The organism is Salipiger sp. ABF4_146 (assembly GCF_056161345.1).
Window position 1 is genome coordinate 320,568 of the sequence record NZ_JBSWYX010000002.1, and the last position, 26,739, is coordinate 347,306.

Annotated in this window: 24 protein-coding genes and 1 riboswitch; of the genes, 4 read left to right on the plus strand and 20 right to left on the minus strand. The window is 64.9% G+C overall.

What is annotated here, in order from left to right:
• Positions 1-64: 64 nt before the first annotated feature.
• Positions 65-1,177, minus strand: a complete 1,113-nt coding sequence (locus ACXAJT_RS04325) for an extracellular solute-binding protein (protein ID WP_475233272.1) — start codon at positions 1,175-1,177, stop codon at positions 65-67.
• Between the two features lie 118 nt (positions 1,178-1,295).
• Complete coding sequence (locus ACXAJT_RS04330) at positions 1,296-2,399, minus strand: ABC transporter ATP-binding protein (protein WP_475233273.1); 1,104 nt, start codon at positions 2,397-2,399, stop codon at positions 1,296-1,298.
• A gap of 501 nt (positions 2,400-2,900) precedes the next feature.
• Here ACXAJT_RS04330 and argE point away from each other — a divergent pair.
• The gene (gene argE, locus ACXAJT_RS04335; RefSeq protein WP_475233274.1) at positions 2,901-4,100 is read left to right on the plus strand and encodes an acetylornithine deacetylase; all 1,200 of its coding nucleotides are present in this window, start codon (positions 2,901-2,903) and stop codon (positions 4,098-4,100) included.
• A gap of 66 nt (positions 4,101-4,166) precedes the next feature.
• Here the strand turns inward: argE and ACXAJT_RS04340 are convergent, their stop codons facing one another.
• Both ACXAJT_RS04340 and ribA read right to left on the minus strand, forming a co-directional pair.
• A complete protein-coding gene (locus ACXAJT_RS04340) occupies positions 4,167-4,688 on the minus strand; it encodes a L,D-transpeptidase family protein (RefSeq protein WP_475233275.1) in 522 nt (173 codons plus the stop codon).
• Complete coding sequence (gene ribA / locus ACXAJT_RS04345) at positions 4,685-5,794, minus strand: GTP cyclohydrolase II (RefSeq protein ID WP_475233276.1); 1,110 nt, start codon at positions 5,792-5,794, stop codon at positions 4,685-4,687. Before ribA ends, ACXAJT_RS04340 begins: the two co-directional genes overlap by 4 nt.
• Before the next feature lie 202 nt (positions 5,795-5,996).
• On the opposite strand from ribA, the gene ACXAJT_RS04350 reads away from it, so the two are divergent.
• Complete coding sequence (locus tag ACXAJT_RS04350) at positions 5,997-6,683, plus strand: response regulator transcription factor (RefSeq protein ID WP_475233277.1); 687 nt, start codon at positions 5,997-5,999, stop codon at positions 6,681-6,683.
• A gap of 604 nt (positions 6,684-7,287) precedes the next feature.
• Positions 7,288-8,082, plus strand: a complete 795-nt coding sequence (locus ACXAJT_RS04355; protein ID WP_475233278.1) for a hypothetical protein — start codon at positions 7,288-7,290, stop codon at positions 8,080-8,082.
• Positions 8,083-8,188: 106 nt separating this feature from the next.
• Here the strand turns inward: ACXAJT_RS04355 and pnp are convergent, their stop codons facing one another.
• From pnp to ACXAJT_RS04380, 5 genes are all read right to left on the minus strand, one after another.
• Positions 8,189-10,330 carry a polyribonucleotide nucleotidyltransferase gene (gene pnp / locus ACXAJT_RS04360; RefSeq protein WP_475233279.1) on the minus strand — a complete coding sequence of 714 codons (2,142 nt, stop codon included), beginning with the start codon at positions 10,328-10,330 and terminating at the stop codon, positions 8,189-8,191.
• Between the two features lie 215 nt (positions 10,331-10,545).
• A complete protein-coding gene (locus ACXAJT_RS04365; RefSeq protein ID WP_475233280.1) occupies positions 10,546-12,921 on the minus strand; it encodes a DUF4214 domain-containing protein in 2,376 nt (791 codons plus the stop codon).
• A gap of 158 nt (positions 12,922-13,079) precedes the next feature.
• Positions 13,080-13,349 (minus strand): 30S ribosomal protein S15, encoded by a 270-nt coding sequence (rpsO, locus tag ACXAJT_RS04370; protein WP_066101975.1) that lies wholly within the window; start codon positions 13,347-13,349, stop codon positions 13,080-13,082.
• 199 nt (positions 13,350-13,548) lie between these two features.
• Positions 13,549-14,571 (minus strand): calcium-binding protein, encoded by a 1,023-nt coding sequence (locus tag ACXAJT_RS04375; RefSeq protein WP_475233281.1) that lies wholly within the window; start codon positions 14,569-14,571, stop codon positions 13,549-13,551.
• A 78-nt stretch (positions 14,572-14,649) separates the two neighbouring features.
• Complete coding sequence (locus ACXAJT_RS04380; protein ID WP_475233282.1) at positions 14,650-15,162, minus strand: DUF1643 domain-containing protein; 513 nt, start codon at positions 15,160-15,162, stop codon at positions 14,650-14,652.
• Between the two features lie 109 nt (positions 15,163-15,271).
• Between ACXAJT_RS04380 and ACXAJT_RS04385 the strand changes: the two genes are divergently transcribed.
• Positions 15,272-16,243 carry a threonine ammonia-lyase gene (locus ACXAJT_RS04385; RefSeq protein ID WP_475233283.1) on the plus strand — a complete coding sequence of 324 codons (972 nt, stop codon included), beginning with the start codon at positions 15,272-15,274 and terminating at the stop codon, positions 16,241-16,243.
• Positions 16,244-16,340: 97 nt separating this feature from the next.
• Here the strand turns inward: ACXAJT_RS04385 and ACXAJT_RS04390 are convergent, their stop codons facing one another.
• From ACXAJT_RS04390 to ybeY, 11 genes are all read right to left on the minus strand, one after another.
• The gene (locus tag ACXAJT_RS04390) at positions 16,341-16,541 is read right to left on the minus strand and encodes a Trm112 family protein (RefSeq protein WP_475233284.1); all 201 of its coding nucleotides are present in this window, start codon (positions 16,539-16,541) and stop codon (positions 16,341-16,343) included.
• Positions 16,538-17,182 carry an LON peptidase substrate-binding domain-containing protein gene (locus ACXAJT_RS04395; protein WP_475233285.1) on the minus strand — a complete coding sequence of 215 codons (645 nt, stop codon included), beginning with the start codon at positions 17,180-17,182 and terminating at the stop codon, positions 16,538-16,540. The genes ACXAJT_RS04390 and ACXAJT_RS04395 overlap by 4 nt, the downstream gene beginning before the upstream one ends.
• Positions 17,183-17,209: 27 nt before the next feature.
• Positions 17,210-18,121, minus strand: coding sequence for a thioredoxin (gene trxA, locus ACXAJT_RS04400; RefSeq protein WP_475233287.1), 912 nt, complete (start codon positions 18,119-18,121; stop codon positions 17,210-17,212).
• 87 nt (positions 18,122-18,208) lie between these two features.
• Positions 18,209-18,895 (minus strand): endonuclease/exonuclease/phosphatase family protein, encoded by a 687-nt coding sequence (locus ACXAJT_RS04405; protein ID WP_475233288.1) that lies wholly within the window; start codon positions 18,893-18,895, stop codon positions 18,209-18,211.
• An 11-nt stretch (positions 18,896-18,906) separates the two neighbouring features.
• Positions 18,907-20,325 (minus strand): cardiolipin synthase, encoded by a 1,419-nt coding sequence (gene cls / locus ACXAJT_RS04410; protein WP_475233289.1) that lies wholly within the window; start codon positions 20,323-20,325, stop codon positions 18,907-18,909.
• A 127-nt stretch (positions 20,326-20,452) separates the two neighbouring features.
• A complete protein-coding gene (locus ACXAJT_RS04415) occupies positions 20,453-21,241 on the minus strand; it encodes an exodeoxyribonuclease III (RefSeq protein WP_475233290.1) in 789 nt (262 codons plus the stop codon).
• A gap of 79 nt (positions 21,242-21,320) precedes the next feature.
• Positions 21,321-22,220 (minus strand): EamA family transporter, encoded by a 900-nt coding sequence (locus ACXAJT_RS04420; RefSeq protein ID WP_475233291.1) that lies wholly within the window; start codon positions 22,218-22,220, stop codon positions 21,321-21,323.
• A gap of 113 nt (positions 22,221-22,333) precedes the next feature.
• Positions 22,334-23,515, minus strand: a complete 1,182-nt coding sequence (metK, locus tag ACXAJT_RS04425) for a methionine adenosyltransferase (protein ID WP_475233292.1) — start codon at positions 23,513-23,515, stop codon at positions 22,334-22,336.
• Between the two features lie 3 nt (positions 23,516-23,518).
• A riboswitch (SAM-SAH riboswitch) is annotated at positions 23,519-23,567 on the minus strand.
• 37 nt (positions 23,568-23,604) lie between these two features.
• The gene (gene lnt, locus ACXAJT_RS04430) at positions 23,605-25,035 is read right to left on the minus strand and encodes an apolipoprotein N-acyltransferase (protein ID WP_475233580.1); all 1,431 of its coding nucleotides are present in this window, start codon (positions 25,033-25,035) and stop codon (positions 23,605-23,607) included.
• Positions 25,036-25,153: 118 nt separating this feature from the next.
• On the minus strand, positions 25,154-26,128 hold the full coding sequence (locus ACXAJT_RS04435) for a hemolysin family protein (protein WP_475233293.1): 975 nt from the start codon (positions 26,126-26,128) through the stop codon (positions 25,154-25,156).
• Between the two features lie 23 nt (positions 26,129-26,151).
• The gene (ybeY, locus tag ACXAJT_RS04440) at positions 26,152-26,667 is read right to left on the minus strand and encodes an rRNA maturation RNase YbeY (RefSeq protein ID WP_475233294.1); all 516 of its coding nucleotides are present in this window, start codon (positions 26,665-26,667) and stop codon (positions 26,152-26,154) included.
• Between the last annotated feature and the right edge of the window lie 72 nt (positions 26,668-26,739).

Genomic DNA, 26,739 nt, shown 5'->3' on the forward strand with positions numbered 1-26,739 from the left:
TTTGATTTTATGTATTTATTGGCAGAGAGGGGCCACCCGGCCCCTCTCCTTCATGCTTTGGCGCTTATTGCGCAAGCCAGGACTGGAACTTCGCGTCGATGTCGTCGCGATAGTCGGCCCAGAACTCATAGTTGTAGAGCAGCGTGTTCGACGCGTTCTCCGGATCGGTCGGCATGTGCGGCGCCATGTCGATGCCCAGTTCGGCGTGCTGGCCAACCAGCGGAGCCGAGGACTGACGTGCCGGGCCATAGGAGATATACGCGGCCTGATCGGCCAGACGCTGGGTGTCGGTGGCGAACTTCACGAAGTCTTCCACGCGCGCCAGAGCGTCGTCGTCGAGACCTTCGGGAATGATCCAGCCGTCGAGGTCGAACACCTGCATGTCCCACATCATGGCAACCGGCTGGTCCTGCTCTTCGATCACCGAGAACAGACGGCCGTTGTAGGTCGAGCCCATGAACACTTCGCCGTCAGCCAGAAGCTGCGGGGTGTCGGCACCGGCGGACCACCAGATCACGTCGTCCTTGATGGTGTCGAGCTTGGCCAGAGCCTGGTCCTGCCCTTCCGGGGTCGCCAGAACGTCGTAGATCTCGTCCTTGGCCACGCCGTCGCAGTACAGCGCCCATTCCATGTTGTTGATCGGGCGCTTCTCGAGCGAGCGCTTGCCCGGGTAGGTTTCGAGATCGAAGATCGAGCAGATCTCGGAGGGGGCGTCCGCACCTTCGGGCACCATGTCGGTGCGGTAGCCGAATGTGGTCGAATAGACGATCTGCGGGATGAAGCAATCGGAGACGATCATGTCACCGAAGTCGTCCTCGGCCGAGGTGCCGTCATCGGCTTCGGCCAGCAGGTCGTCGGGATCGTATTCCATCGCGAGGCCTTCGTCGCACAGACGGATGGCGTCCGCGGCCACGACGTCGACGAGGTCCCAGGTGATGTTGCCCGCTTCGTTCATCGCACGCAGCTTCGCAACCGCCTCGGCCGAGCTTTCATCCCAGGAGATGTTCACCTCGGGGTGCATTTCCTGATAGGGGTCGGCATACGCCTTGATCTGGCTCGTCTGATAGGCACCGCCCCACGACACGAGGGTCATGTCATCGGCCATGTCCTGCGCGGAAACGGCGCCAGCGGCAACCGTAAGCGCGGTCGTGGCCAGGAGGGTCTTGGTCAGTTTCATCTGGTACTCCCTAAATTGCCCGTTCTGTCTTGCAGCTCTGCGGCACGGGCACCCCGACAGAGCCTTTCCGGTCCGCGCCGCCCGCCCCTGCCGGGAAGAGCAGCGCAGGCAGATCACATCAGTTGGCGTCGAGGGCGCGGCAGTCTTCGGGCAGCCAGCCGATCTCGATCTCGGTACCCGGTGTCAGCCGCACCTGGTCCGGCGCGTTGCGGGTCTTGATGACGAATTCGCGGTTGCCGGCCACTTCCAGCCGGGTGCGGAAGATGTCGCCCATGTAGATGAACTCAAGCACTTTGGCCTTGAGCGTATGGGCGCCTTCCTGCAGGCGGTCCTTGTTGTATTCGACGCGCTCGGGGCGGATCGACACGCGGGTGCGCTCGCCGACCTTGGTCACGTTCACCGGCTTGGCGCTGATCACCTCGCCACCGTCGAGCTTGACGGTGCAGATGTCGCCTTTGATCTCGGCGATCGTGCCTTCCAGCGTGTTGTTCTCGCCGATGAACTGCGCCACGAAGCTGTTCTCGGGCTCTTCATAAAGCACGTCCGGCGGCGCCAGCTGCTGAATGCGGCCGTCGTCGAACACCGCCACGCGGTCCGACATGGTCAGCGCCTCGGTCTGGTCGTGGGTCACATAAACCACGGTGATCCCAAGACGGTGCGCCAGCTCGGTGATCTCGAACTGCATCTTCTCGCGCAGCTGCTTGTCGAGCGCGCCGAGCGGCTCGTCCATCAGCACCAGCTCGGGCTCGAACACCAGCGCGCGCGCCAGCGCGATCCGCTGCTGCTGACCGCCCGAAAGCTGCGCCGGGCGGCGGCCGCCAAAGGCCCCCATCTCGACCATATCGAGCGCCCGCTTGACCTTCGCCTCGCGATCCGACTTGCCGATCTTGCGCACCTCGAGCGGAAAGCTGAGGTTTTCGGCGACGGTCATATGCGGGAAAAGCGCGTAGTTCTGGAAGACCATCCCGATGCCGCGCTTGTGGGGCGGGATGTTGTTGATCGATACGCCGTCGAGCTTGATCTCGCCGTGGGTGGCGGTCTCGAAACCCGCCAGCATCATAAGGCAGGTCGTCTTGCCCGAGCCGGACGGCCCCAGCATTGTCAGGAACTCGCCTTTCGGCAGGCTCAGGTTCAGGTCTTTGACGACAAGTGTCTCGCCATCATAGCTTTTCTGCACGCGTTCGAAGGCGACGAATGCGTCGCTAGTCCCGGTATCTGGCAAATCCGGCTCCCCGTTATATGTTCCGCGGATTTTTCTCCGCTGTCTTGCGCAAGATAAAACCGCGTCGGGACCTGCGTTGCAACCGTGTTGCGGAAATCGCGAAGAGATTCGCATGCCTGCAGGACGAGCGGGCAGAAATACGGCGCTTCACAGTACAAATTCGCCACGTCGAAACGCACTGCAGGCCGATTGCCCATGGCTGTCGCCGGGTCACTCTGCGCGGCAAACAGACGAAATTGCCGAAAATGCGCGCAGAATCGCCCTGCAATCAGCCCAAGCCTTTCGCGAACGCTCAATTCAGAGGCAGCGCCGCTGAATTCCTCCACGAAGACCAAGGGATTGCCCGCAGCGATCCGCCTCAGGCGCAGACAAGGGCAAAACTTCTCCACCTAGATCGGCGCCGGCACCACAGATCGCCCTTTCATCTCCCCCCCGAGAGCGGCATCAAGAGCAGATGCGCGCCCCGGCGCCGCCCTCCGCAAGCAAGAAGGACCCCGCCGCATGTACCTGCGCCCGTCCGAACCCGACGTCCGCGACGCCGCCGGCCTGCTGGCCGCCACCGAAGAGCATCTGTCGCATCTCATCGCCTGCCCGACCGTGTCGAGCGAGAGCAATCTGGCGATGATCACCATGATGGCCGACTTTCTCGACCATCTCGGCGCGAAGGTGGAGATCTTCCGCGATGCCTCCGGCACAAAAGCCAACATGTTCGCCACCATTGGCCCCGACGCGCCGGGCGGCGTGGTTCTGTCGGGCCATTCCGACGTGGTTCCGGTGACCGATCAGGATTGGGCCAGCGATCCCTTCACCCTTGTCGAGCGTCAGGATCACCTCTACGGGCGCGGCACCTGTGACATGAAAGGCTTTATCGCGGCGGCGCTGGCGCTGGCCGAACCGGCCTCGAAGATGCAGCTCAAGCGCCCGCTGCACCTGTGCTTCACCCATGACGAAGAGGTCGGCTGCCTCGGCGCGCGGGCCTTGGTGCCGGAACTGCAGCGGCTCGGCTACGCGCCGCGCATGGCGATCATCGGCGAGCCGACGGGCATGCGACTGATCGAGGGGCACAAGGGCTGCTGCGAGTACACCACCCGCTTTCATGGCCTCGAGGGGCACGGCTCTGCCCCGGACCGCGGCGTCAACGCGGTGCTCTATGCGCTGCGCTACACCCACCGCTTGATGGAACTGGCCGAGGTGCTGAAGGCCCGTGCGCCACATGGCGGCCGCTTCGATCCGCCTTGGACCACGGTCAACGTCGGCCGCCTCGCGGGCGGCGTGGCGCATAACGTCATTCCGGGCAAGGCCGAGCTGGAATGGGAGATGCGCCCGGTTCAGCCCGGCGATGCCGAGTTTGTCAAAGAAGCGCTCGCTCATTTCGTTGACGACGAGTTGCTGCCGGCAATGCGCGCGGTCCACCCGGACGCCGAGATCACCACCGAGGTGATCGGCGAGGTAGTCGGCCTCTTGCCCCTGCCCGACAACGAGGCGCGTGATCTGATCTCGCGGCTCACCGGCAGCAATTCCGCCGATGTCGTGCCCTTTGGCACCGAAGCCGGGCTATTCCAGCAGATGGGCATGTCGGTGGTGGTCTGCGGGCCGGGCGAGATCGCGCAGGCGCACAAGCCTGACGAGTTCGTCACCCGTGGCCAGTTGGCGCAGTGCCTCGGCCTGCTCGAAGGCGTTGCCCAGAGCCTACAGGCCTGACCGCTTCGTCTGCGCGAAAACACTGTGCTGCAGCGCGGAAACGCGCTGCCCGCCGCCTGCCCCGCCTCAGCCCGTGCGCCAGCCGTCGAGCGGCGCAGGCACCACAAGCCGCGCCCCGGGCTTCAACCGCGCCGCGATCCGCCGCAGGTCGGCGGGATCGAACCCGATGCAGCCCGCCGTCGGATAGCCCGGCCGCCGCCACTGATGCAGGAAGATTGCCGAGCCGCACCCGGCTTCGGCCTCGGGCCAGTTCCAATCGGTAATCAGCACCAGATCATACAGCGGATCGGCCCGGCGCATGGTCTCGTGGCTTGGCGCAAAGGGTGCCTCGACCAACTGGTTGTAGGCCGCAGAGGAGACGTCGTCGCACCACAGATCGCGCAGGCCGATCGGCGTTGCCCAAGACGCAGGCCGCGCCATACGATCGGGCCGGTAGAGCATCGCGACGATACGGTGCGTGCCCACCGGGGTCGCGCCATCGCCCTCGCGCTTGTCGGCACGCACGCCCCCACGTCCGATCACGCAGGGCCAGAGCCGCCCCTCAAAGCGCAGTCCGCCGCGGGTCAGGATCAGATCAGACGCGCTCACAGCAGATGCCCCGATTTCGACGCCTTGGTCGCAAGGTAGCGTTCGTTGAACGCATTCTCGCCGACCTTGAGCGGCACGCGCTCTGCCACGGTGATGCCGCTGCGTTCCATCATCGCCATCTTGGCCGGGTTGTTGGTCAGCAGTCGCACCGCGCCAAACCCCATCTTGCGCAGGATCTCGGCCCCGAGACGGAAATCACGCTCGTCATCCTCAAATCCAAGACGGTGGTTCGCCTCGACCGTATCAAAGCCCTGATCCTGCAGCGCATAGGCGCGCATCTTGTTGGCCAGCCCGATGCCGCGCCCCTCTTGGTTGAGATAGAGCAGCACCCCGGCCCCTTCGGCCCCCATCTGCGCCAGCGCCGCGTTGAGCTGCGGGCCGCAGTCGCATTTCAGCGAGCCCAGAAGATCGCCGGTGAAGCAGGCCGAGTGGAGGCGCGACAGCACCGGCTTGGAGCGGTCCGGGCGCCCGATCTCGATGGCGTAGTGCTCGTCGGACCCATCTTCGGGGCGGAAGATGTGCAGCCGGGCGTTCTGCGCCGCGCGCAGCGGCACTTTGGCAGAAACCACGTGATCGAGCCGCGCCAACGTCAGCATGTAGGGTCCCGCCGGATCGGCATCGACGATGGTCAGCCCCTCCTGTTGCGCAAAGCCCGTTGCATCTGCCACCTGCAGCACCAGCGCCGCCGGCAGGAGCCGGGCGGATTTCACCAGCGTGATGCCCAAGCGATGCAGCCCGGCATTGCCGCCCCGGCGGCTGACCAATGGCCCCTTCATCGGCTTGGCAAGATCGTCCGCTGGGTCGGCCACCGCCTGTACCCAGTCGAGGCCGGCATCGTCCGGCAGACTCAGACGCGCCAGATCGCCGTCGTAGGCGCGCGCCTTCAGGGTCGCGGCCCGGCGCGCCGTCACCACCAGATCAAGCTCACCCGGCTGCGCCCGCAACACCGCCAGACGCGCCGCCGAGACGGTTTCGGCCGGCACCACCACGGCGCCCGCAGCCGGACCCATTGTTGGCCTCTCGTCACGGAGCACCACGGGCACTCCCATGCGCAGGTCGGCCCGGGCACGGGCAAGAAGTTCTCCGAGATCGGGCGCGAGGGACATAGGCATTTTCCTGTCTTGGCCCGGCGGGCCGGGCAGAGCGTACACCCGGACAGACCCGTCCGGGAAGGCGCTGAAACAAAGCAGCTTCAATCCTGTAACAAAACCCTGCGCGCAACACGAGAGCGTGAAATTCCTGCAGCAAAACTTGTCTGTACCGCCGTGCGGTTACATGTGATCCAGCAACACGATGACGGAGAGGCAGATGGCCCAGATCAAGAATATCCTTCTGGTAGACGACGATGACGACCTGCGCGAGGCGCTGGCCGAGCAACTGGTCATGACCGAGGATTTCGAGGTATTCGAGGCCGAGACCGGCGCCGCCGCCATGGCCCGCGCGAAAGAGCAGGTCTACGATCTGCTGATCCTCGACGTCGGCCTGCCCGACACCGACGGGCGCGAGCTGTGCAAGCTGATGCGCAAGCAGGGGGTCAAATCGCCGATCCTCATGCTCACCGGCCACGACACCGATGCCGACACCATCCTCGGCCTCGACGCGGGCGCGAACGACTACGTGACCAAGCCCTTCAAGTTCCCGGTGCTGCTGGCCCGCATCCGGGCGCAGTTGCGCCAGCACGAGCAATCCGAGGACGCGGTCTTCACCGTTGGACCTTACACGTTCAAACCCTCGATGAAGCTGCTGGTGACCGAGGACGACCGCAAGATCCGCCTCACCGAGAAAGAGACGAACATTCTCAAGTTCCTCTACCGCTCGACCGAAGGCGTGGTGCCGCGCGAGGTGTTGCTGCACGAGGTCTGGGGCTACAACGCGGGTGTGACCACCCACACGCTGGAGACCCACATTTACCGCCTGCGCCAGAAGATCGAGCCCGACCCCTCGAACGCCCGCATTTTGGTCACAGAATCCGGGGGATACCGACTGGTTGCTTGACAAATCGGCGGAAATGTCACGACCACGCGGTTTTCCGCCGTCGCCAGCGCACTCGCCCATTGGTTGACAGTGGACTTGGTGCTACGCTGACCTAACCTTTCGGATAGGAGGCTGAAAGGCCTCCCGCGAAAACACAGAGTTCCCGTTGCATGTGCGGGTTATCACATGCACCTCCCTGTTGGACCTGGCCGGGCTTTGTGCCCGGCCTTTTTTTCCGCAGCGCGCCCCTGCGATGCACCGCGCCACCTGTAACCTTCAGTATACCAAACAGACAGTATGCCCAGTTAACGGCTGTTGGAGGCGCGCAGCCAAAGCTGCGAGCCATATGCCTTAAGGCTGCCCGCAGCCACAACGGGCAGCGGAGTCCGCGACCGGCGCTCCGGCTGCGGCATCCCCTCCGCGAGCCGAAGCGCCCACAAACCCATGCCGCTCCTACCCCGAGCGACTGCCGTATGGCTTGCCCTTCCGGTCTGCGCGGAAAATCGTTAACAAATCGGAAACGTGGCAGCAGATTCCCGACTTTCTGCATCGGTGTCTTTCGCACTGCTTGCCGTAGCCGCAACAGATGGTAGAAGCCCGGCGCCCCTGCCGGAAAGGACTGAGCTTGACCGACACGCCCCGACGCCTTGAACACCCGAACGTGAACGCGCCGCTGCTGGACTGGTGGATGCGCGACTACGACCATGTCTTCGTAACGCTCAACCCGTTCTTCAGCGTTCCCGGCTTCGCCCCCGACACCGCCGCATGGGGGCCGCTGCGCAGCGAGGCGACCACGCCGCAAGAGCTTGAGGCCCTGATCGAGAGCCTTGGCGACGGTCAGCCCAATCAGGCGCCCGACGCGTTCGACGAGATCATCAAGACCACCGGCCAGCCGGTGCGTTGGGACATGGTGGCGCAGGCGCTCGGCGTCAGCGACTTCGAGCACTTCGCGCATATGGTCTGGCTGTGGGTGATCGGCGCCGAACCGCCCGAGGCCGATGTCACGCTGATCTCGCGCATCGCCCGGCACTGCCGCACCGAAGGGCTCTACAAGCCCGAAGAGGACTGGCTTCCGCTGGTCGTCGAGCCCATGCTCGTGCCCTATTTCGAAGCGCTGCGCCTCGACGAGGTGACGCTCTGGGACGAGACCCGGACCTCTTCGCTGGAGTGCCCGGTCGAGGCCTTCCACCGGGATGAGCCGCCGGTGGCGCTGATGGATGCGCCGATCTCGGCGGTCTCGGCGCCGGGCATGTTGCTGAGCTGGTCCCAAGATCAGGTGACCGGCCTGCTGGCGATGACCGAGGAGATGCGGCAAAAGGCCGACCCCGCGCGTTTCCTCGAGGGGTTCTGGGCCGGCACCCGCACCTCGTCGCTGGTGCTCGACCCAACCCACGCCCGGGTCCCTGCCCTGCTGCACTGAGCCGCGTCCGACCCGCGCAACCGCCAAAACCAATATACCACAATGCAAAACGCCCCGACCGAAAGGCCGGGGCGTTCGCGTTTCTAGGGATGGCCGAGGCCGCGGATCACTCCGCGGTCTCTTCCTTTTTCTCCGCCGAGATTTCCTCGCCGGTGTCCTGATCGACCATCTTCATGGCGAGACGCACCTTGCCGCGATCGTCGAAGCCGAGAAGCTTCACGAAGACTTCCTGGCCTTCCTTCAGCACGTCCGACGGGTGGTTCAGGCGACGGTTCTCGATCTGGCTGACGTGCACGAGGCCGTCGCGCTTGCCGAAGAAGTTCACGAAGGCGCCGAAGTCGACGATCTTCACGACCTTGCCCTTGTAGATCGCGCCCTCTTCCGGCTCCGCCACGATCGAATAGATCATGTCGTAGGCCTTCTGGATGGCTTCGCCGTTGGCCGAAGCGATCTTGATGATGCCATCGTCGTTGATGTCGACCTTGGCGCCCGACACTTCGACGATCTCGCGGATCACCTTGCCGCCCGAGCCGATCACTTCACGGATCTTGTCGGTCGGGATCTGCATGGTCTCGATGCGCGGTGCGTGGACCGAGAACTCGCTCGCTTCGGTCAGCGCCTTACCCATCTCGCCGAGGATGTGCATCCGGCCGTCTTTCGCCTGCGACAGAGCCTGCTTCATGATCTCGGGGGTAATGCCCGCGACCTTGATGTCCATCTGCAGCGAGGTGATGCCGTTTTCGGTGCCTGCGACCTTGAAGTCCATGTCGCCGAGGTGGTCTTCGTCGCCGAGAATGTCGGTCAGAACCGCATACTCACCGTCGTCTTCCAGCACGAGGCCCATGGCCACACCGGCCACCGGCGCCTTCAGCGGAACGCCTGCATCCATCATCGACAGCGAGCCGCCGCAGACCGAAGCCATCGAGGACGAGCCGTTGGATTCGGTGATCTCGGACACCACGCGGATGGTGTAGGGGAAGTCGGTCGGGGCGGGCAGCACCGCCTGCAGGGCGCGCCATGCCAGCTTGCCGTGGCCGATCTCACGACGACCCGGCGAGCCAACGCGGCCCACTTCACCAACCGAGTACGGCGGGAAGTTGTAGTGCAGCAGGAAGTTGCTGCGGAAGTTGCCGTGCAGCGCGTCGATGATCTGCTCATCGTCGCCGGTACCCAGCGTGGTCACGACCATCGCCTGCGTTTCACCACGGGTGAACAGCGACGAGCCGTGGGTGCGCGGCAGGATGCCGGTTTCCGACACGATCGGGCGCACCTGATCCAGCGCGCGGCCGTCGATGCGGCGCTTGTTCTTCACCACGTCCGAGCGCAGCACGACCGACTCGAGCTTCTTGATCGCCGAGCCGAGGTTGGCGTCTTCGAGTTGCTCTTCGCTCAGTTCAGCCTTGATCGCCTCTTTCGCAGCGGCGACGGCAGCGACGCGCTCCTGCTTGTCGGTGATCGCGTAGGCCTCTTTCATCTTGGCTTCGCCGAGACCTTTCACCGCCTCGAACAGCTCGGTGTATTCCGGCGGCTGGAAGTCGAAGGGCTCTTTCGCCGACGATTCAGCCAGATCGATGATCAGGTCGACGACCGGCTGGATCTGCTCGTGCGCGAAGGTCACGGCGCCCAGCATCTCGTCTTCGGTCAGCTCGTAGGCTTCCGATTCCACCATCATCACGGCGTCTTTGGTGCCGGCGACGACGAGGTCGAGACGCTGCTCGGGGTTGTTGCGCAGCCCCTGCATGTCGTCGACGGTCGGGTTCAGCACGTATTCGCCATCGGTGTAGCCGACGCGGCAGCCGGCGATCGGACCCATGAAGGGCACGCCCGAGATGGTCAGCGCAGCCGAGGCGGCGATCATCGCAACAACGTCGGGGTCGTTGACCAGATCGTGCGACAGCACGGTGCACATCACCAGCACTTCATGTTTGAAGCCGGGGACGAAGAGCGGACGGATCGGACGGTCGATCAGGCGTGCGGTCAGCGTCTCTTTCTCGGTCGGACGCGCCTCGCGCTTGAAGAAGCCACCGGGCACCTTGCCCGCGGCGTAGTATTTTTCCTGGTAGTGAACGGTCAGCGGGAAGAAATCCTGACCCGGCTTCGGTTCCTTCGCGAAGGTCACGTTGGCCATGACCGAGGTCTCGCCGAGCGTGGCGATGACGGTGCCATCGGCCTGACGGGCGACCTTGCCGGTCTCGAGGGTGAGGGTTTCCTCGCCCCACTGCATGGATTTCGTCGTTACGTTGAACATGTAGCGTATCCTGTAAGGGAGCACTCCCGGCCCTCCGGGTCTCCCGTTTGCATGGTGGCCCCATTGCCACCGCTCCCTATCCTCTTGCATGTGCCCGGGAGCCAAAGGCGTCACGTCTCAGATGGGGCGCGCATACATGAGAATCCGCCTTTTGGGAAGCAATAAGCGCAGAGCCGCGCTGAGCGGCACTGCGCCCGCCGACACGCCAGAGCCGGTCAGAGGATGAGCATGTCCTCGTCAACAATCGAAAGATCGGTCTCGCGGAACCGCACCAGCGCGCCCTCCGCTTCGAAGACCACGGTGCTGTCCACCTGTCTGAAGGCATCCAGCGCCGCCGCGGCGTCGGAAAAGCCGAACCCGGACAGGTCGATGACATCCCATGGCTCCAGATCGACGACCATGTCGGTGCCACCGTCGGGGCCAAATACGAAGCTGTCCGACCCCTCGCCACCGAACAGGGTGTCGTTTCCGGCACCGCCATCAAGCAGGTCGTCGCGCCCCGTCCCGCGCATCCATTCCACCAGACCGTTGTCATCAGACAGCAGAAGCTGCACGGCCACGAAGTCCGCACGCGACAGCCCTGCTTCCAGTCGTGCGCTGGCATCTTCCAGCGTCGCCGCATCGGTTGCCATCCCGAGATTGCCGAGGACGAGTTCTGCAAACGCGCTGTCGGACAGGCCGTCATTCGCAGCCTCAAACTCGGTTGAACGCAAGAAGCGCTGCGCCAACCCCGACAGGTCCAGCCCGGCGTTCATTCTCGCCATCCAGGACTCGAAGCCGGTCATGTCAGGCACGCGGCCCAACACGGCCTGATAGCTGGAAAAGACTTCATCCGTCCAATAGGCCGCGCTCTGATCGAGCCGTGCCGCAATTGCGTATTCTGTCGACGTCCGGCTGTATTCCTCGCTTCGGATGAAGCGGGACGCGATCTCTCCACGGCTTTCGCCGTAATAGTAATAGCCATCGCTCCCGCCGGTCAGGCGATCCAACCACATTTGACGTCCGGGATCGTCATCCTGTCCTTCACCGCGCAGTCGCTCATAGAAGAAATCGATCAGAGCCGCATCGCTCATCTCGCCCCAACGGGCCAGGAATTCGGGGCTGTTCAGAACGAAATCCGCGGCCCATCCAAAATCCCAAACCGAATTATAGGAAAGCTCCACCCCCATCTGCAGTTCACGCAAGCTTGGCGCGCGATCCAGAGCAAACTCGAAGAGGCGGTAGACCAATTCCTCGACACGCGGATTCCAGTCGGCATTCAGGCGCGTGTCCGTGGCCAACAGGTCATCGCCGCCAAGACCCAGCAGCGCGTCGGCCCCGGCGCCACCGATCAAGCGATTGTCCGCATCGCTTCCGACGAGCAGATCGGGACCGTTCATTCCGGTCAAATGAAAACCGAAATCGTCACCAGACAGCAACACCTGATCGGGTATCTCACGGCCAAGGTCGGCCAACTCAGCCGCAGAGATTTCATAGCTCCCGAACTGATCATAATAATCTGTCGTGACGTCGATGTAGTAAGTCCCACTCGCCTCGGGCAAGAAAACCGTGCGATGTCCATTTTCGGCGTAGACGTAGTTCGAGGCCATGCGTTCATAGGGAACCCGCAAACCCTCGGCATCAAATATGTCCGCAATATATGACATTGCCCCGTAAAGGTCGCTTCCTTCGGATTCTCTGGTGCCGAACAGGTAGGCATGCCCGGCTTCCAGCTCGACCGCAAACCAATCGCTGTCCCTGTAGAGGCCACTTCCAAGAAAATCGACACTGCCGATCTGGGTCTCACCGACTGCGAGCGTTGCCGTCGTACTCAGGTCTCCCGCCACCTCGCCCGACAAGTCGTAAGGCGTAAGCCTCAACTCATAGTCACCGATGACATCGTAATAAGAGTAAGAGTCGGCATAGGAGGCCGCCGACAGATAGAAAGTCCCGCTTTCGTCAGGAACGAATAGACTGCGCGATGGGCCATAGTAGCCTACCTCCCCCTGACTGCCGACAACAAGTGTGCCATCTGCGTCGTAGACACCTTCAAAATAAGGCTCTTGCAGGATGACCCCATTGTCGCCCTCGGTGCCGACCAGTTCAATCAGATAGGTTTCGTCAGTCACGAGTTCTGCCGCGAACCAATCCCTGTCGCCGACGTAGTCCAGTGTTCCAAAGACCGGTTCATTCGGCGCAACCGCACTAAGCGTCTCGGGCGTCGCCAGAACATCGTCACTGAGGTCAACTTCGGCCAAGCCAAGCTCGTAAGAGCCGATGTGAGAACCGTACCCACGCGCAGAAAGGAAATAGGTACCGGTCTGACTGGGAGAGAACGTGACTCTCGAATTGAGGTCCCCTCCGGAGTCATCATTCGAATACCCCAGAAAGTCCATGCTCGTCGCATCGTAGATCCCAGAAAACAAAGGATCGGACAATGCAGTGATACCCTCGGCGTAGAGGCTGTCCAACGTGATGCGGTAAAGCCGCCCGGCCTCCAGGTCTGCGGCGAACCAATCCTCATCACCGGCCTGCTCGATCACTCCGGTCGCGATTGCTCCGACAGAAATGATCCCCGAGCTGGTAAAATCGGAAGCATAATCATCCGGCATGTCATCCCCCTCCATGCGCTTCGCTCGATGCCACGCAAATCATCTGAAATATATTTCGCGCGAACAATCGAAGCTATGCAAATTGGAGTAAAGAAATCCATAAAAAAGACGCCCGCTCCTTTCGGAGCGGGCGTCTGAAATTCCGTATCCTTAGCGGATCAGCGGCGGATGCCGAGGCGCTGGATCAGCGCGGTGTAACGCGCTTCTTCCTTGCCCTTCAGGTAGTCCAGCAGCTTGCGGCGCTGAGCCACGAGCTTCAGAAGGCCACGACGCGAGTGGTTGTCCTTCTTGTGGGTCTTGAAGTGCTCGGTCAGGGTCGAGATGCGGCTGGTGAGGATGGCAACCTGAACTTCGGGCGAACCGGTGTCGCCTTCTTTGGTTGCGAATTCCTTCATCAGGCGGTTCTTTTCTTCAACGGTGATCGACATCGGGGTCTCCTTTAGGGTTAGAGGGATGGCGCAAGCCGGGATGTCGTCCAGCAGGGCCCGTGGAGAGGTCCGGCCCGCGTGGCCGGATGCGCGCGTATAGGGCGATTCAGCGCGAAAGGAAAGCCCCAAGTTCCCAGTGCGCCGCACGCCACCCACATCCCGGCCGCCTCCGCGGCGCTCGCAGCCCCGCCCCCCGATCTCAGGCCGCTATGATCGCCAGCGCCTCGTCGGCCCCGAGCAGCACGATCTGATCGAGCGCCGGGGCGTCCGCGGTCGGCATGCGCGCCAGCAGAGCCCCATCCATGAACAGATCGCTCATCCCCTCCATCTGGGCGCTCTCGCGCAGATCAAGCTCGGGCGTCTCCGCCCCCGCGGCCTCGTCATAGACCACGATCATCCGGTCCGCGGCCGGATCGAAATCCATCAGGTGCGCGGGCGCGCCCCCGGCAATCCACTCGCCAAGAATGAGATGATCCGCGCCAGTGCCGCCGCTTGCCACGTCTCCGTGCCCGATGCACAGCGTATCATCGCCCCCGCCACCGTTGAGATAATCGGTCTCGTCACGATCCGCGCCGGTGCTGCCGGGCTCGGCACCCGACAGAAAATCCGCCCCTGCACCGCCGAACAGCGTGTCGACACCGGGCCCGCCCCACAGCGATTCATCCCCCTCGCGTCCGTGCAGCGCATCCTGACCCGCGCCGCCGATCAGAAGATCGTCGCCGAGACCGCCATGCAAGGCGTCGTTGCCTGCACCGCCGAGCAGCGCGCCGCCGCCGCCGTGGGCAAACAGGTGGTCTTCGCCAGTGCCGCCGCGCAGAAGGTCCGTCCCGGCATCGCCGTGCAGCGTGTCATTGCCCGCGCCGCCCAGCACCGTGTCGTTCCGCTCGCCGCCAAGCAATTCGTCGTCACCGGCCCGACCGTCGATGAGGTCTTGCCCACCCCCGCCGCTCAGAAGGTCGGTCAACGGCGTGCCGACAAGCCTCTCCGCCGCGTCTGTCCCCGGATCGATCCGGCCAGCCTGCCGTGCCCCGGCGGGCGCCTCCTGCGCGCTTGCCTCGGTGTCGAAACTTGCGGCGACGTCATCGAGCAGAGGGCTGTCCAATGCGTCTTCGCGCGCATCGCCCTCTTCGAGATCGGCCTCCTCTCCCTCCCCGTCCGGCGCCGCGAAGATCACCAGAGATCCCAGCAGCGCCATACCCATCAAACCGCTCAGAAACAGCATCCCAGACTCCCACTAGCCGCGAGGGCGGGAGTCTGCGCCGCGCCCTGCGCGGTAACCAAACCCATTCAGGGGCGAAGGTTAACGCTGGCGCGCCCAGACCTGCGGCTGCTGGCTATAGGACACATACAGCGGATGGCGCGGATGGCCGTCCTTGGTCAGCCCCAGCACATGCAGGTCGCCCGGCAGGCGTGCGGCGATCTCGGCGCCGCGGCCCATATGCGCGCCATGCACGCCCCAGCCCGCCAGCGTCAGCCCGGCCTCGGCGTGCCAGCGCAGCAACAAGCCGTCGTTTTCAGGACCGACCGGCGCGGCGGCGCGGCGCAGGTCGGCGGGCTTGGTGGCGCGGTAGCCAAACAGATTGGCAATCCGCATGCCGCCGAAACCAAGCGCCTGCGCGCGGCGCTGGCACCGTTCGATGGTGGGATCGTTGCGCAACTCGTCGGCGGTCGAGGGGTTGAGCATGATCCACAGCAGCAGGTCCTCCGGGTGACCCGCCTGCCAGATACGTTCGAGGCCATAGCGATACGCCTCGCAGGGCGAGTAGAGCGCCCGCGAGCGTATGCCGCCCTGTTCATGCCGCCGTTCGATCATGGCGCCCTTCTGGCCGCGCCGCCGCCCCGGCGCAAGCCCTGCCCGTTGACTTGCCACTCGGCCCGGCTCAGGGTCCGCCACGGATCACCACAGCAAGGACCCCTGCCAGATGGACATCACCCGGATCGAGGCCGCCGCCGGGCGGCTTATGGGCCACGCCCGCCGCACACCGCTGCTTTCTTCGCCGTTTCTCGACGAGATCGCCGGCCGCCGGGTGTTGGTCAAGGCGGAGTGCCTGCAGCACACCGGCAGCTTCAAGTTCCGCGGCGCATGGTCAGCGCTCTCGGCGCTCGATCCCGAGGTCCGGGCCAAGGGCGTCATCGCCTTTTCCTCGGGCAATCACGCGCAGGGCATCGCAGCCGCGGCACGCGGCTTCGGCGTGCCTGCGGTGATCATCATGCCCGCCGACGCGCCCGCCGCGAAGGTGGCGGGCACCAAGGGGCTGGGCGCCGAGGTGGTGCCCTACGATCGCGAGACCGAAGACCGCGACGCGCTCGGCGCGACGCTGGCCGCAGAGCGCGGCCTGACGCTGGTGAAACCCTTCGACGAGCCGGAAGTGATCGCCGGGCAAGGCACCTGCGGGCTGGAGATCGCCGAACAGGCCGCCGAGGCAGGTGTGACCAAGGCCGATGTGCTCGTTTGCTGCGGCGGCGGTGGTCTGACCTCGGGCATCGCGCTGGCGCTGGAGGCCAAGGCCCCCGGCCTGCGCGTACGCCCCGCCGAACCAGAGGGGTTCGACGATGTGAAGCGCTCTCTGGCGGCAGGCGCGATCCAGCGCAACGAGACCATGGGCGGCAATATCTGCGACGCGATTGTCACGCCGCAGCCCGGCAACATCACCTTTCCGATCATGCAGCGGCTCTGCGGCCCCGGTCTCGCGGTGACCGAGGACGAGGCGTTGAAGGCGATGCAACTCGCAGTGCGCCACCTCAAGATCGTCGCCGAGCCGGGCGGCGCGGTGGCGCTGGCCTCGGCGCTGTTCCGCCCTGCCGATATCGAGGGCGATGCGGTGATCTGCACCGTCTCTGGCGGCAACGTCGATCCGGCGATCCTTGCCCGGTCCCTCGCGCTCGATATCTGACGAAAAGGGCGCGGCCCCGCCCGGACCGCGCCTCTTCTTCTCTTGGCAAATACGCCGGGGAGCGCGAGGGGCTGGCCCCTCGCATCCGGGCGGCTGCTCAGTCGTCGATGCGCCGCGCCTCGTCGAGCAGCATCACCGGGATGCCCTCGCGGATCGGGAAGGCCAGCCCCGCGTTCTTGCTGATCAGCTCCTGCCGCTCGGCATCATATTCCAGCACGCCGTGGGTCACCGGGCACACCAGCGCCTCGAGCATGCGGCGGTCGAAGACGATGATCTCTTCGGCGCGATCTTCGGTCATTGCATCAGGTCCTCTTCTCCGCCCCGCAGGGCAAATTCGATCAGCGTCACCAGCGTCTCGCGCCGCGACGCCAGCCGCGGCGCCTCGAGCAGCGCCTGCTTTTCCTCCGGAACGAAATCGAGCAGCATCGACAGCGAATTGATCAGCAACTCGTCTTCTGCCTCTTTCAGCGTATCCCAGTCCGCAGACAGCCCGCGGGCGTCGAAATAGCGGTCCAGAAGGCGCAGGAAGGCCGGGCGGTCAAAGGTGTCATCGCTGTCCGCGTGCGGGTCAAGGTCATGCTCGAAGCCTTTCCAGTCGACCTCGCAGCGGCGGTAAGGGGTGAACCCCTCGACCTCCTTCTGAATGCGGAAGCGCGACAGGCCCGAGAGCGTGATCATGTAGCGCCCGTCCTCGGTTTCCGAGAACTGCGTGATCCGCCCGGCGCAGCCAATGCGCTGCAAGGCGGGCGTTTCGCTTTGATCGTGGCCCAGCGGCTGTACCATGCCTATGAGGCGCGTGTCAGTCTTCAGCGCGTCATCCAGCATCGCCAGATAACGCGGCTCGAAGATGTGCAGCGGCAGGCGCGAGCGCGGCAGCAGCAGGGCACCGGGAAGCGGGAAAACCGGGATGACACCCGGAAGATCGGTTCGTCTCACCATGACCTGCCAGCTAGAGCGCCGCGGCGCTCAGGCAAATATCATCGAGCTGAGTTTACGACGGCCATTGAGAACAACCGGATCGTTCGGCTTCAGCGCCTCGAAGATGGTGAAGAGCTGCGCCTTGGCGGCCCCGTCGTTCCACTCGCGGTCGCGGCGGAACAGTTCGAGCAGCTGGGTCACCGCCTCTTCGGTCTGGCCGTGCGCGTAGAGCGCCTGCGCCAGATCGAAGCGCGCCTGCAGGTCCGCCGGGTCGGCCTCGACCTTGGCGGTCAGCTCCGCAACAGGGCCGGCGTTGCTCGCCTGCTTGGCCAGCTCGATCTTGGCATGGGCGGCTTCCAGTTCGGGCGCCTTGGAGATCTCGACCGGCGCGCCGTTGAGCACGGCCTCGGCCTGATCGATGTCATCAAGCGCCAGATGGCACGATACCATCCCGGCAAAGGCCTTGGCGTTCTGCGGGTCTTCTTCGAGGATTGCGGCAAACACCTGCGCCGCGTCAGTGGCAGCGCCTTGCTCGAGCATTTCCTCGGCGGTGGCGATGGCCTCGTCGAGCCCACCCGAGGTGTCCCCGCCCGCAGCCTGCACAACGCGATCGATGAAGCTTTTCAGTTCTGACGGCGGCAGCGCGCCCTGAAAGCCGTCGACGGGCTGGCCCTTGTAAAAGGCATAGACGGTGGGGATCGACTGGATGCGCAGCTGACCGGCGATCATCTGCGCCTCGTCAACGTTGACCTTGGCCATCTTCACCGCGCCCTTGGCCTCGGTGACAGCCGCCTCGAGCGCCGGGCCAAGCTGCTTGCACGGGCCGCACCAAGGCGCCCAGAAATCAACGATGACCGGCACTTCCTGCGAGGCGTCGATCACCTCGGCCATGAAGTCGGCTTCGCTGACGTCTTTGATGAGGTCGGCCTTGGGGGCCTCGGTCTTGCCCAGTTCCAGCATGCTTTAATCCTCCGCTGCGGCGGTTTGCTTGGCGTGTTACATGGCGTAGGCGGGGGCATGATGCAAGGGCGGCCCCGCGCGCGCCACTCAGGCGCGGCGGGTGAGTTCCGCCCAGATCGGCAAGTGATCCGAAGCGCGCCGCGCCGCGCCCGTCTGCTCGACCCCCGCGGCCTGCAGCGTCAGCGCGCTGCCATATGCCACCCCATCAAGCGCGACGAAGGGTCGCGAGGCGTGATAGCTGCGCCCCGGCAGCGTGAGGGTGAAGGCACGTTCCCACGGCTCGTAACCGCGCACGTCCGACCATTCGTTGAAATCCCCAAGGATCGCGGCTTCGGCGCACCTCACCCCCAGATGCTCGCGGATCTCGGTCATCTGGCGCAGCCGGTAACGGCGCAGCAGCCCCAGATGCGCCCCCACCACGTTGACCCCTTCGACGCGCGCCATGACCGCGCCGCGCGGCTCCAGCCCCGAAAGTTCGAAGCGCCGGGTCTCGGTCACCTGCAGCCCGCGCCGCACGAAAATCGCATTGCCGTGCCATCCAAGACTGACCTCGTTGCGCGCCAGCGGCACCACCTCGTAGTCGGTCTCCTGAGCGATCAGGAACCGGGGGATCGCCGCAGGGCGCGGCCCAAGCCGCAGGTCGGCTTCCTGCAGCACCACCACGTCGGCGTCGATCTGCCCCAGCACTTGCAAGATGCGCGCCGGATCACGGCGGCGGTCGATCCCCATGGCCTTGCGGATGTTGTAGCTGGCGATCTTCAACGGGGCAGACATGCGAAAAGTCCTCAGAGGATGGGCGCCAGCAGCCGGGCGAAAGGCGCCGCCAGACGAATCCAGCGCGGGTGTTCGCTCAATGGCTTTTCCATGATGTAGGCGCTGGAGAAATCGGCCTCCAGCATCTTTGCCACCCGCTGCGCGAAACCACGGTCGAAAAGCAGGGCCATCGTCTCAAAATTGAGCCGAAACGAGCGGTTATCGAGATTGGCCGAGCCCACGGCGGCAAAATCATCATCCACCAGCACCACCTTCTGGTGCACGAATCCGCCCTCGTAGCGCAGCACCTCGACCCCGGCGGCGCGCACTTCGTCGAAATACGCATGCGCGGCCAGCCACGGCAGGTAATGATCAATGCTGTCGGGCACCAGAACCTTGACGTCGCAGCCACGCAGCGCGGCGCTGATCAGCGCCGAGAGCACCTCCTGATCGGGCACGAAATAGGGCGAGGCGATCCACACCCGCTCGCGCGCCTCGGCCAGCGCAGAAATGAAAAACAGCGCGCCGGTATCCATATCGTCGGCCGGTCCGGTGGGCAGTACGAGGCCCGACATGTCCTCGGGCGACCGATCGGGGCGCCAGTTGAGGGTTTCTCCGATGCTGTCCAGCGTCGCCCAGTGCCAGTCCTCGGCAAAGACCAATTGCAGTTGCGCCACCATCGGTCCGCGCAGGTGCAGATGAGTGTCCCGCCACGGGCCGAACGACGGGTTCTTGCCAAGGTAGTCGTCCTTGACGTTGTGCCCCCCGATGAAGCCCTCGTGCCCGTCGATGATCACCGTTTTGCGGTGGTTGCGGAAATTGATCTGAAAGCGCGAGGTCGGCCCCGGCGCGTTCTTGGGATCGACCACCTGCACCCCGGCCTCGCGCAGCCGCGCAAGATAGCCTCCGGGCAGCCCGTAGCTGCCGACACCGTCGAAAATCAGCCGCACCGCCACGCCACGATGCGCGGCGGCGATCATGTGATCGGCAAGGTCATCCCCAAGATCATCGTCGGCAATCGTGTAGAACTGCACCAGCAGGTAATGTTCGGCGCGGTCAATGGCGGCGAAGACCGCCTCGAAGGTGGCTGCGCCATTCACCAAGAGATCGGCTGAATTGCCGCCCACCACCGGCATCGCCGCAAGCTTTTCGAACGCGTGATAGCGTGAAGGATCGCTGCCGTCGGGCGGGTAATGGGCGCAGAAAGCATCCAGTTCGCGGCGCACCCGGCGGCTGCTGCGCCGGGTGATGCGATAGCCACGAAGCTTGTGCTGACCGAAAAACAAATATGCCGGCAGGGCGAACCACGGCGCCGCCAGCAGGAACACCGCCCAAGCAGCCGCACCCTGCGCCGTGCGCGCGGTCGACACCGCCCGCCAGACGGCAAAGGCCACCGCCAGCGGCACTACCACCGCCAAGGCGACGGCAAAGATCGTGCTGTTCGAGCCCATACACCGCTCTCCGCTGTTGCGCGCCGGCGTTCGCGAACCGGCCCGCCCTCAACCAGAGCGCATCACGAATTGTTCCGCAAGTGTCCGACCTTGCGCCCGCCAGACCGGAGGGCTCAGCGCCCGGCGCTCACAGATCGAAGGTGGCGAAGACCGGCGCGTGGTCGGACGGTTTCTCCCAGCCGCGGGCGGCGCGCAGCACGCGCGAGCCATGCCCGGCGCTGGCAATGTCGGGCGTCGCCCAGACATGGTCGAGCCGCCGGCCCTTGTCCGCCGCGTCCCAGTCGCGGGCACGGTAGGACCACCACGAATAAAGCTGCCCGTCGGGGATGTCTTGCCGGGTGATGTCGACCCATTTGCCCGCGTCCTGCACCTGCGCCAGATGATCGACCTCGACGGGCGTGTGCGACACCACCTTGAGCAGTTTCTTGTGGCTCCAGACATCGTCTTCGCGCGGGGCAATATTGAGGTCCCCGACGAGGATGGATTTCTTCGGCGCCTCGGCATGGAACCAGTCGCGCATCTCGGTCAGGTAGTCGAGCTTCTGGCCGAATTTCTCGTTCTTCTCGCGGTCGGGCTCGTCGCCGCCTGCGGGCACGTAGAAGTTCTGGATGGTCACGCCGTTCTCCAGCGTCGCCGACACGTGGCGGGCATGACCGAGCGCGGCGAAATCGCGGTTACCGGCGTCGACGATTGGCAGCTTCGAGAGGATCGCCACCCCGTTGTAGCCCTTCTGCCCGCGTGCCACGATGTGGCTGTAGCCGAGCGCCGCGAATTGCTCGAGCGGGATCTTCTCCACCGGGCTTTTGGTTTCCTGCAGGCACAGAACGTCCGGCCCTTCCTCGGCCAGCAGCTTGAGGACAATGGGCTCGCGCAGACGGACCGAATTGATGTTCCAGGTGGCAAGGGTGAAGGACATGGGGCGGGCTCCTTTTCTGGGGCGGAAAATGTCAGCCTGCCGGGGTGGGCGCAACCCGGTTCCGGGCGTTACACTGCCGCTAGAGCACCAGCGCGAGGATCAGCACCGACAGGCACAGAAACCCGATGCCGGTCAGTTCGCGCCGCGTGATGCGCTCGCGGAAGACCAGCGACGACGCCATCAGCGAGAACACCAGTTCCACCTGCCCCAGCGCCTGCACATAGGCGGCGGTCTGCAGGGTGAAGGCGGTGAACCACGACAGGCTGCCCGCCATGGAGGTGAGGCCAAGCCAGAGCGCGGTGCCCCGTGCCGCCCAGACCGCGGTGATCTGCCCCGGCTCGAAAAGCCGCAGCCACAGGGCCATGCCAAGAGTCTGCGAGACCACCACGCAGACCAGCGTCACCCCAGCCCGCAGCAAGGGGTCGTCCGAGGCGATCTCCAGCGAGGCGCCCCGGTAGCCCACTCCCGAGACCGCGAAGAACAGTCCCGACGCCAGCCCCAGCGCCACCGCGCGGCTGCCCATGCGGCGCAGCAGCCCGCCCGGACCGGGGGTATCCGACAGCAACAGCACGCCGACAAGGCCGATCAGGATCGCGCCCCAGCCTGCCGCCGAGATACGCTCGCCCAGAACCAGAAGCCCCAGCAGCGCGGTCTGGATCACTTCGGTCTTCTTGAAGGTGATGCCCACGGCGAAGTTGCGCTGCCGGAACAGGGCCACCACGCAGACGGTGGCGAGGATCTGCCCCAGCGCGCCGAAGAGCGCATAGGCCCAGAACAGCCCGCTCAGCGTCGGCCAGCCCTGTCCGCTGGCGGCCAGATAGCTGCCAACCACCAGCACCGCCCCCGGCGCGGCATAGGCAAAGCGGGCGAAGGTCGAACTTGTGGCGGTCAGCGCGCCATTGCTTAGCACCTTGTGCAGCATGAAGCGCAAGGTCTGGAAAAACGCGGCGCTGAGCGTGACGATGATCCACAAATCCATGGCCCGCAGTAGCCCGACGCTGCGGCATTGGCCATAGCGCGCCCCCCCCCAGACGCAACGCGGGCCCGAGGCATGCCCCGGACCCGCGTCAAATTCGATCGATCGTGCCGGCCTCAGACCTCGCTTTTCAGCGCCTCAGCCAGATCGGTACGCTCCCACGAGAAGCCGCCGTCGCTGTCCGGCGCGCGGCCGAAATGGCCATAGGCCGCCGTGCGCTCGTAGATCGGCTTGTTGAGCTCGAGGTGGGTGCGGATGCCGCGCGGGGTCAGGTCCATGACCTTGGGGATCGCGCGCTCGATCGCCTCGGCCGCAAGATCGCCGGTGCCATGGGTGTCGACATAGATCGACAGCGGCTTGGCCACGCCAATGGCGTAGGACAACTGCACCGTGCAGCGCGCTGCAAGGCCCGCAGCGACCACGTTCTTCGCCAGATAGCGCGCCGCGTAAGCCGCAGACCGGTCGACCTTGCTCGGGTCCTTGCCCGAGAAGGCGCCGCCGCCGTGAGGCGCCGCCCCGCCATAGGTGTCGACGATGATCTTGCGGCCCGTCAGGCCCGCGTCGCCGTCCGGCCCGCCGATCACGAAGGTGCCGGTCGGGTTGACCCACCATTCGGTCTCGGGGGTGATCCACCCCTCGGGCAGGGTCTGGCGGATGTAGGGCTCGACGATGGCGCGGATGTCGTCCGAGCTTTGTCCGGCATCGGTGTGCTGGGTCGACAGAACGATCTGCGTCACCCCCACCGGCTTGCCATCCTTGTAGCGCACGGTGACCTGGCTCTTCGCATCCGGGCCAAGCAGCGGTTCGGCGCCGGATTTGCGTGCCTCGGCCAGCCGCTTGAGGATGGCGTGCGAGTAGAGGATCGGCGCCGGCATCAGTTCCGGCGTCTCGTTCGTGGCATAGCCGAACATGATGCCCTGATCGCCCGCCCCCTCGTCACGGTCGCCGCCGCCGGTCACGCCCTGCGCGATATGCGCCGACTGCTCGTGCAGCAGGTTGGTGATCTTGACGGTCTCGTGGTGGAACTTGTCCTGCTCGTAGCCGATATCCTTGATGCAGGCGCGCACGATGTCAGGAATATGCGCCATGTAATTGTGCAGCTTTTCCTGATCGGTCAGACCGATCTCGCCGCCGATCACCACGCGGTTGGTGGTGGCGAAGGTTTCGCAGGCGACGCGCGCCAGCGGGTCCTCTGCCAGCAGCGCGTCAAGCACCGCATCGGAAATCCGGTCGCACACCTTGTCGGGGTGCCCTTCGGAGACGGATTCCGAAGTGAAGATATAGTTCTGTCGGGACATAAGCGCTCCATTAGGTACCAGCTGTCACGCCAGGAAGCCGTTGTGACAGGGATATGAATGCCTCTCGCTACGCGCCTGAGATAGCGGCGTCAATCCAAATTGCGAGCCCGTGGCCAGAAGGCGAGAAGCACAAGCGCGGCGAGCAGCGCAAGAAGCGGCAGATCGCCCGTGCGACTATAGGGTGTGACGCGCAGCGGCGGTGGCAGGCGGGTGTCCAGAAACCCCGCCTCGTTCAGCGGCAGCGCATCAAGCACACGCCCTGCCCCGTCGATCACCGCCGAGACCCCGGTGTTGGCCGCGCGCAGCATCGGCAGCCCCTGTTCAATCGTGCGGATACGGGCCTGCGCGAGATGCTGATAGGGCCCCGAGAAGTTGCCGAACCACGCGTCATTGGTGATCTGCAACAATAGCTCGGGGCGCGCCGCGGCGCGCAGATCCTGCGGGAACACCGCCTCGTAGCAGATCAGCGGCAGCGCGTGGCCGATACCGCCGCCCAGATCGAGCAGCTCCGGCCCCGGACCCGCGGCATAGCCGCCTTCGGCGCGGGCGGCGAGGCCGCTGATATTGATCCGCCGGAACAGCCATTTGAAGGGCATGTATTCCCCGAACGGCACGAGATGATGCTTGTCGTAGACCGCCTCGACCTGCGGGCCCTGAGAGACCAGCGCGAGCGAGTTGTAATAGTCGAGCCCTTCGCTGCGCTGGATGCCTAGCACCACCTGCGCCGGCAGCGCCGCATCGGTGATGATCCGCAGCGCGTCGTCGGCGTTGCCCAGCAGCGTCGGCACGGCGGTTTCGGGCCAGACGATGAGGTCCGGTCGCGGCAAGCCGTCCTGCGCCGGGGCCGCCGTGTAATCCACCTGACGCTCGAAGAAGAGCGGGATGTAGTCGCGGTTCCACTTCTGGCTCTGCGCCGCGTTGGGCTGCACCAGCCGCACCACCGGTCGCCCCGAAAGGTCCTGCAAAGGCGGCATCAGTTGCGCGCCGCCGACAAGCAGCAGCGCCAGCAGACCCGCAGAGGCACCGGCGGAGGGCCAAGACCCGCGCGCTGCAAGCGCCGCAAGCGCCAGCGTCACAAGGGTCAGCCCATACGAGCCGGTCAGCGCGACCCACTGTATGGCCGAGGTCGGCTCCCAGAGGTATCCCACCAGCGCCCATGGAAAGCCGGTGAAGAGAAAGCCGCGGGCCAGTTCCGCCAGCGACCAAGTGACCACCAGCGCGAACAAAGCCCGGCGCGGGGCCTGCGCCGCCGCCCAGAACGCCACCGCCCAGAACAGTGCCAGCCCGGCAGCCATCAGCACCAGCGCGAAGGGCGCCATCCAAGCCGTGACGGCGGCATCGACCTGAAACGGTTCGGTCAGCCAGTTCAGCCCCAGACCGAAGTAGCCGGTCCCGGTGGCCCAGCCGACCAGTAAGGCGGCGCGCGGCGTGCGCTGCAGGGCAAAAAGCGCCATCGACAGAACCAGCCCAGCCAGCGCCAGATACCACAAGTCCCACGGGGCCTGCCCAAGAGCCATCATGACCCCGCAGAGCAGCGCCGGGATCAGCCGCGCCCGCCCGGTCAATACGCGCAGTACAAGGGCCGCCGGATCGCGGCGGCCCTGAGGGTCGGTGTGTGCGGGGGCACGCGACCTTGTGTCAGCCACGCCCCGCCCCTGCCTCGCTACCGTTCACTTGGATCGCCGTCTCGGGCTTGGCCGGCGGCAGCAGCGCCGGGGTTGGCGTCGCGACAGTTCCCTCCGGCAGCGGCGGGCGCACCCGCAGCCGCTTGATGCGGCGCGGGTCGGCGTCGACCACTTCGAAATCGATCCCGTCGGGGTGCGGGATCACCTCGCCGCGCGCCGGCACATGGCCCGCGAGCATGAAGACAAGCCCGCCCAGCGTGTCGATCTCTTCCTCGTCGATCTCTTCGCGATCGGTGAGCGCCAGCCCGGTTTCCGCCTCGAACTCCTGCAGCGGGGTCTTGGCCAGCGCCAGCCAGCTTCCGGCCTTTTCGCGGAAGAAGTTGCGTCCTTCTTCGGTGTCGTGCTCGTCCTCGATCTCGCCGATCACCTGTTCGATCAGGTCCTCGATGGTCACCAGCCCGTCGACCCCGCCATATTCGTCGATCACAAGGGCCATATGGCGGCGCTCGGTCTGCATCTTGGTCAGCAGCACACCCAGCGGCATCGAAGGCGGCACGAATAGCAGCGGGCGCAGCATCTTCTTCATGTCGAAGTCTTCGTCGTTGCCGTTGAAGCCGTGCAGCAGCGCAAAATCCTTGAGGTGCACCATGCCCACAGGCGTGTCGAGCGTGCCGGAATAGACCGGCAGGCGGGTCATGCCACTGTCGCGGAACACCGCAACAAGCTCGTCTTGGGTGAGGGTGTCGGGCACGGCAACGATTTCCGCCTTGGGAATCACCACGTCCTCGACGCGCATGCGCCGCAGGTTCATCATGCCATGTGTCGGCCGCTCATGCGCGGCCAAGAGGTCCTGCCCCGGCTCCTCGCCTTCCTCTAGCCCATTGGGGCGGTTCGAGAAAATGCGTTTAAAAAAGCCTTGAGGCCGCTCTATCTGCTCGTTTTGCTGCGCGCAGTGCGCTGCGTTAGACGAGTCGTCGGTATCTCCCATCGGTCCTTGTGATCCTGTTTCGCTTAGAGGTCAGAGGAATATGGGTCCGCGATACCCATTTTGCCAAGTATTTCCGTCTCAATATTTTCCATCAGCGTCGCATCGCCGTCACGCTGATGGTCATAGCCCAGAAGATGCAAGGTTCCGTGAACGACCAGATGCGTCACATGGTCGGCGAACGGCTTGCCCGCCGCCTCGGCCTCGCGGGTGCAGGTCTCAAAGGCGATGGCCAGATCGCCAAGCTCGGTGGCGAAGGGCCCCTCTTCAGCGTCCGGCAGCTCGGGGCTTTGTCCCTCAACCGCTGCGCCGCGCTCTTCGGACGGCCATGACAGCACATTGGTCGGCGTCGGTTTCTCGCGAAATTCGGCGTTCAGTTCGGCAATGCGCGCGTCGTCGCAAGCCAACACCGCGATCTCGAACCCCTCCGGGGAGAGCCCGAGATGTTCGAGCGCTGCGCGTGCCGCCGTTTCGGCAAGGCTTTCCAGCCCGGCCGTCTGCCAGCGGTCGTCTTCGATCAGGGTGTCGGTCAGCTGTGTCATGCGAACGCCTTTCGAAGGCCGGGGGCGCTGCCCCCGGACCCCCGGGATATTTTGCTCTAGACGAAGAGTGGG

What these genes read in the sequence shown, in the direction of transcription:
- ACXAJT_RS04420 (WP_475233291.1), bottom strand. Translation starts at nt 22,220, where the DNA reads ATGGATTTGTGGATCATCGTCACGCTCAGCGCCGCGTTTTTCCAGACC.
- ACXAJT_RS04415 (WP_475233290.1), bottom strand. Translation starts at nt 21,241, where the DNA reads ATGTCCTTCACCCTTGCCACCTGGAACATCAATTCGGTCCGTCTGCGC.
- argE (WP_475233274.1), top strand. Translation starts at nt 2,901, where the DNA reads ATGTACCTGCGCCCGTCCGAACCCGACGTCCGCGACGCCGCCGGCCTG.
- ACXAJT_RS04405 (WP_475233288.1), bottom strand. Translation starts at nt 18,895, where the DNA reads ATGTCTGCCCCGTTGAAGATCGCCAGCTACAACATCCGCAAGGCCATG.
- ybeY (WP_475233294.1), bottom strand. Translation starts at nt 26,667, where the DNA reads ATGACACAGCTGACCGACACCCTGATCGAAGACGACCGCTGGCAGACG.
- lnt (WP_475233580.1), bottom strand. Translation starts at nt 25,035, where the DNA reads ATGATGGCTCTTGGGCAGGCCCCGTGGGACTTGTGGTATCTGGCGCTG.
- cls (WP_475233289.1), bottom strand. Translation starts at nt 20,325, where the DNA reads ATGGGCTCGAACAGCACGATCTTTGCCGTCGCCTTGGCGGTGGTAGTG.
- trxA (WP_475233287.1), bottom strand. Translation starts at nt 18,121, where the DNA reads ATGCTGGAACTGGGCAAGACCGAGGCCCCCAAGGCCGACCTCATCAAA.
- pnp (WP_475233279.1), bottom strand. Translation starts at nt 10,330, where the DNA reads ATGTTCAACGTAACGACGAAATCCATGCAGTGGGGCGAGGAAACCCTC.
- ACXAJT_RS04380 (WP_475233282.1), bottom strand. Translation starts at nt 15,162, where the DNA reads ATGATCGAACGGCGGCATGAACAGGGCGGCATACGCTCGCGGGCGCTC.
- ACXAJT_RS04390 (WP_475233284.1), bottom strand. Translation starts at nt 16,541, where the DNA reads ATGACCGAAGATCGCGCCGAAGAGATCATCGTCTTCGACCGCCGCATG.
- ACXAJT_RS04365 (WP_475233280.1), bottom strand. Translation starts at nt 12,921, where the DNA reads ATGCCGGATGATTATGCTTCCGATTTTACCAGCTCGGGGATCATTTCT.
- metK (WP_475233292.1), bottom strand. Translation starts at nt 23,515, where the DNA reads ATGTCCCGACAGAACTATATCTTCACTTCGGAATCCGTCTCCGAAGGG.
- ACXAJT_RS04395 (WP_475233285.1), bottom strand. Translation starts at nt 17,182, where the DNA reads ATGGTGAGACGAACCGATCTTCCGGGTGTCATCCCGGTTTTCCCGCTT.
- rpsO (WP_066101975.1), bottom strand. Translation starts at nt 13,349, where the DNA reads ATGTCGATCACCGTTGAAGAAAAGAACCGCCTGATGAAGGAATTCGCA.
- ACXAJT_RS04385 (WP_475233283.1), top strand. Translation starts at nt 15,272, where the DNA reads ATGGACATCACCCGGATCGAGGCCGCCGCCGGGCGGCTTATGGGCCAC.
- ACXAJT_RS04375 (WP_475233281.1), bottom strand. Translation starts at nt 14,571, where the DNA reads ATGCTGTTTCTGAGCGGTTTGATGGGTATGGCGCTGCTGGGATCTCTG.
- ribA (WP_475233276.1), bottom strand. Translation starts at nt 5,794, where the DNA reads ATGTCCCTCGCGCCCGATCTCGGAGAACTTCTTGCCCGTGCCCGGGCC.
- ACXAJT_RS04435 (WP_475233293.1), bottom strand. Translation starts at nt 26,128, where the DNA reads ATGGGAGATACCGACGACTCGTCTAACGCAGCGCACTGCGCGCAGCAA.
- ACXAJT_RS04325 (WP_475233272.1), bottom strand. Translation starts at nt 1,177, where the DNA reads ATGAAACTGACCAAGACCCTCCTGGCCACGACCGCGCTTACGGTTGCC.
- ACXAJT_RS04350 (WP_475233277.1), top strand. Translation starts at nt 5,997, where the DNA reads ATGGCCCAGATCAAGAATATCCTTCTGGTAGACGACGATGACGACCTG.